The organism is Aliivibrio finisterrensis (genome assembly GCF_008933155.1).
GTDB lineage: Bacteria > Pseudomonadota > Gammaproteobacteria > Enterobacterales > Vibrionaceae > Aliivibrio > Aliivibrio finisterrensis.
Genome location: NZ_WBVP01000041.1, coordinates 1 through 4,920 on the forward strand (window position 1 = coordinate 1; position 4,920 = coordinate 4,920).

Here is a 4,920-nt window from a genome sequence, read left to right on the forward strand (position 1 = left end):
AAGGCTCGTATAACAAAGCAATCAACACGATGCTATTTACATTCGGCATTCGCGGTTTGAAGTATAATTGGTTTTGTAAGTCGGTCTTTCGCACGTGTTATTGCGGCGTTACACGAACTCTAAGATTGCAGTTTTTTGGCTCAGTTCAGCGATTGAGCCGTTAATTTTTTAGGCGTGAAAGTAGGGTGGATTTCCTTTTTTCTTTGTTGCCTTTTTGAGTTCATTTCATCAGGTTCGGCATTGAACTATTATTGTCCTAAATTCAGGCGTTTCAGCGGCTAATTTACGCTTCAATTGTTCTTTGGCTATGCCTCATTTTATCTTCTATCAGTGTTTTGCTCGCAGCATTTTTAATCCCAATTGTGGTTAGGATATTTAGTTTATAAGCTGAAAACTTGCTGAAACCAGATCGTACAAATGGCGTAAGAAAAAGGGATTGTTTCGTTTCACAGTTATTGCCGTTGAAATGACATTTTGCTCGCTTAATTGAGCCAGTCTAATTAAACTTAGTTTACAGTAAATCTTGGTAAATCAATTCTTTACCAAGTTAATAGAAGCGTTGACAAAGATCGTGTAACAAATGCATCAACACGATTTGCTACACTCGGCGTTGTCAGTTTGCCTTTAGTTTCAGTGATTAAGGCAGTAAAATTCAGCTTAATCTGCATGGTAGCAAACGTGTTATGCAGGCGTTATACGAACTCTGAGAATGCAGTTTTTTGGTTCAGTTCAGCGATTGAACCATTAGTTTTTTAGGTGTGAAAGTAGGGTGGTTTTCCTTTTTCTTTGTTGCCTTTTGGTTTCCATTTCATCAGGTTCGGCATTGAACTATTATTGCCCCAAATTCAGGCGTTTCAGCGGCTAGTTTACGCTTCAATTGTTCTTTGGTTATGCCTCATTTTAGCCTGCATCAGTGTTTTCCTCTTAGCATTTTCAATCCCAATTGTGGTTTGGATATTTGGTTTATCAGTTCCAAACAGGTTGAAACCAAGTCGTTCAAATGGTGTAAGAAAAAGGGATTGTTTCGTTTCACAGTTATTGGCGGTGATTGGATATTTTGCTCGCTTAATTGAGCCAGTCTAATTAAACTCAGTTAACAGCAAATCTTGGTAAATCAGTTCGTTACCAAGTTAATTTGAGCGAAAGCAAGGCTCGTATAACAAAGCAATCAACACGATGCTAATTACACTCGGCATTCGCGGTTTGGAGTGTAATTGGTTTGGAAAGTAAGGCGTTCGCACGTGTTATTGCGGCGTTATAACGCAGGGTGGATATGGATAGAATCATCACATTAATTGAGAAAGATGAGTTGAGGGTTAAGGCTCTTGATTGTGTTCGGCAACTCAATTTACCTCATTGCTATTTAGCCGCTGGTTTCGTCCGAAATTTGGTGTGGGATTATTTACATCAGAAATCAGTATCAACGCCTTTGAATGACGTTGACGTTATTTATTTCGATGAAACTGAATCTAATCCTGAAAACTACAAACTAATCGAATCTCAGCTTTCTGCATTGATGCCAGAATTGAATTGGGAAGTGCGTAATCAAGCAATTATGCACAAACGAAATGGAGATAAACCATATTTAAATATTATCGACGCAATGAGTTATTGGCCAGAAAAAGAAACAGCGGTAGCCATACGAAAATTAGGCAATGGAAAATATGAATGTATTTCTGCTTTTGGCTTTGAATCGTTGTTCAATTTGCAGGTTACACATAATCCGAAACGTTCTTTAGAAATTTTCAGTGACCGTGTAACGTCGAAAGGTTGGCTGAGTCATTGGTCTAAATTGAGAACTGCGTTATAACAAATGCATCAACACGATTTGCTACATTCGGCATTCTAGGTTTCTTTTAGTTTACCGTGTTAAGTGGTAAATTTGGGCTTAATCTGCATGGTAACAAACGTGTTATGCAGGCGTTGTGCGTACTGAGTCCGAAATTTTTTGCACGGTTCATCAAAAGGATCGTGGCTTTCGTAGTTTCGGCTTAGTAAGCGTTCCTTTCTTCTTTGTTGCCTTTTGGTTTCCGTATTATCAGGTTCGGCAAATTAGCCCTTATTTCCCTAAGTTCAGGCGTTTCAGAAGCTATTTTACGCTTCAATTGTTCTTTGGTTATGCCTCATTTTAGTTTGCATCAGTGTTTTCTTCTCAGCATTTTCAATCCCAGTTGTGGAAAGGATATTTAGTTTATCAGTTCCAAATCTGTTGAAACCAAGCCGTTCAAATGGCGTAAGAAATGTATCTGTTCTCCATTTACTTTATCTCGCACTTTAAGAACATTTTGTTCGCTTAATTAGCATCGGTAAATTAGAATCAGGGCTTAGAAAATCTTGGCAAAGCAGTTCTTTACCAAGTTGGCCAAGCCGAAAGTAAGCACGCACAACAATCGCATCAACACGATTTATTACATTCGGCGTTCTGGGTTTGCCTTGGGTTTTGTGATTAAGGCGGTTAATTCAGGTTGGTTTGCATAGTAATAAACGTGTTATGCCAGCGTTACACGAACTAAAGATAGCGGTTTTTTGGCTCAGTTCAGCGATAGAACCATTCGAATTTTAGATGTAAAAGTAGGGTGGTTTCTCTTCTTCTTTGTTTCCTTTTAGTTTTCATTTCATCAGGTTCGGCAATTAACTATTTTCGGTCTAAGTTCATGCGTTTCAGAGGCATTTTTACGCTTCAATTGTTCTTTGGCTATGCCTCATTCTATCCAGCATCCGTGCTTTACTCGTAGCATTTTCAATCCCAATTGTGGCAAGGATATTTGGTTTATCAGCTCCAAACTGGCTGAAACCAAATCGTACAAATGGTGCTAGAAAAAGGATTGCTTCGTTTCGCAGTTTTTGTAATTGAACGTTTCTTTTGTTCGCTAATTTAGCTTTTGTAATTTAGAATTAGTTTCTAAATATTATTGGTAAATCAGTTCCTTACCAATTAAAGCGAAGCGTTGACAAAGATCGTGTAACAAATGCATCAACACGATTTGCTACACTCGGCGTTGTCAGTTTGCCTTTAGTTTCAGTGATTAAGGCGTTAAAATTCAGTTAAGTCTGTATCGTAGCAAACGTGTTATGCAGGCGTTAAACGATTAGAGGTAGCAAATGGATTGGTCGGAAATTTTAGTTTCAAGTGGAATAACTGTCGCTATCAATGGCGTTCTCATTTTCTGGCTTAAAGAGCGACTCAAACAGTCAATTAAGCATGTATATGACAAAGAACTTGAACACTTGAAGAAAGATTTTGAATTGGAAATTGACCGAAAGAAAAAACTATATGACGGTAAGTTAGCTCAGTATAAAAATTATTACGCTTTGTTAGATGGTTACTCTAGTAATTCGAGGAGGCAACTATTTGATAAATTCCAAACTAGTCTGGTTGACCTACTCAGAAACCCAACACAAGAAGCTACAATAAATTATGTCAAGAATAGTCTTTCTTTACAGGGAGATATCTCAGAAATATTTATTACCTTTAAAAATGAAATTAATGGTCTGAGGTTAGAGGCTGGTGACGACCTTTTAGCGTTGTTAGATCTTTATGTGACGAATCTTGAGGTTGCTCAAGATAAGACAGTTCAGTTTATGACGTGGATGAATACTAACTACATGCTTTTTGTTACCGAGCCAGAAGCGGCGCAGTTGAAAGTTAATGAGTTTATGAATGATGAGTTCTCTGGTGAGGGGGAAGCACTAGCTGACTTGCAGAGTCGGATATTTTTAGAAATGCGTAAGGAATTAGGAATCGTTTAACAAATGCATCAACACGATTTGCTACATTCGGCATTGTAGGTTTCTTTGGTTTTATCGTATTAAGTGGTAAATTTAGGCTTGGTTTGCATGGTAGCAAACGTGTTATGCAGGCGTTATGTTTATAGGAGGCATAGGTGTTAAAAAAACATAAAAATGGCTTTATTGAAATAATTGAGCAGTCAGGATTTCAAGTAAATCAGTTTCGAGCTGTTGAGAAGGAAGTCGATGAATTTCCTGGGTTTATTTTACAATTTGTAAATTCACCTTTAGCATTTTTAACGCGAACAAATAGCTCTGATTATTTTGAGCATGATTATCGCTACGTCGAATTTGCTCCTTCATATCCAAAATCTGATTATATGCCACGTGACCGATGGTGTTCGGTTGAGGAGGTTTATGATGGTTTTAAAGATTGGTTAGTAAAGCATGTGGAAAACTACTTGGAAGAAATAGATGTTCCAGATCTTTGGTCTCAAATAGATCGTCAAAATCTTTTCGTTGATGACCCGTTAATAAATAGAAATAATAAAAGTTTCGATAAAGCAGAGAAGGAACGGGTTGCCTTAGCTATTGAGCATTTTAAAAAGCTATTAGAACTTGAATTCCAGCCTACAGTGGAACAATTAGAAGTAATTAATGATCGCTTGAATTATTTAGTTGAGTCGGCAGATCGTTTAAATAAGGTTGACTGGCAAAGTGTTGCTATTTCGACATTAATGAGTATTTCAATTGCTTTATCTTTAGATACTCAAAAAGGTAGAGCTTTGTTTGGCTTATTCAAAAGTGCATTTACGTCAGCTTTAGAGTTTATTGGTTAAATAAACATAACAAATGCATCAACACGATTTGCTACACTCGGCGTTTTCAGTTTGCCTTTAGCTTCAGTGATTAAGGCAGTAAAATTCAACTAAGACTGTATCGTAGCAAACGTGTTATGCAGGCGTTATATGCAAGGAGGCATTATGAAAAAAGCTTATCTGTTCGATTGGGGTGACACTTTAATGGTCGACTTTCCAAATACTCAAGGAAAAATGTGTGATTGGGAAACAGTTCAAGCTGTAGATGGTGCTTTGGAAATGTTAGCTTCATTATCCCAGAAAGGACATTTGCTTTATGTTGCAACTGGTGCTGATGATTCCTGTGTTCAGGATATTGAATTGGCATTTGAAC

Annotated in this window: 3 protein-coding genes and 1 pseudogene; all 4 read left to right on the forward strand. The window is 37.5% G+C overall.

Annotation, left to right across the window (positions count from 1 at the left end; all coding sequences use genetic code 11):
- Positions 1–1,273 precede the first annotated feature (1,273 nt).
- Complete coding sequence (locus F8B77_RS17090; protein WP_151656853.1) at positions 1,274–1,810, forward strand: nucleotidyltransferase family protein; 537 nt, start codon at positions 1,274–1,276, stop codon at positions 1,808–1,810.
- A 1,292-nt stretch (positions 1,811–3,102) separates the two neighbouring features.
- Positions 3,103–3,750 carry a hypothetical protein gene (locus tag F8B77_RS17895; RefSeq protein ID WP_208846170.1) on the forward strand — a complete coding sequence of 216 codons (648 nt, stop codon included), beginning with the start codon at positions 3,103–3,105 and terminating at the stop codon, positions 3,748–3,750.
- A 134-nt stretch (positions 3,751–3,884) separates the two neighbouring features.
- Positions 3,885–4,568, forward strand: coding sequence for a hypothetical protein (locus F8B77_RS17110; protein ID WP_151656855.1), 684 nt, complete (start codon positions 3,885–3,887; stop codon positions 4,566–4,568).
- 144 nt (positions 4,569–4,712) lie between these two features.
- A pseudogene (locus F8B77_RS17115) lies at positions 4,713–4,920 on the forward strand (HAD family hydrolase); the annotation flags it as partial.

Coding starts and splice junctions, on each gene's coding strand:
- F8B77_RS17090 (WP_151656853.1), top strand. CDS start 1,274: ATGGATAGAATCATCACATTAATTGAGAAAGATGAGTTGAGGGTTAAG.
- F8B77_RS17895 (WP_208846170.1), top strand. CDS start 3,103: ATGGATTGGTCGGAAATTTTAGTTTCAAGTGGAATAACTGTCGCTATC.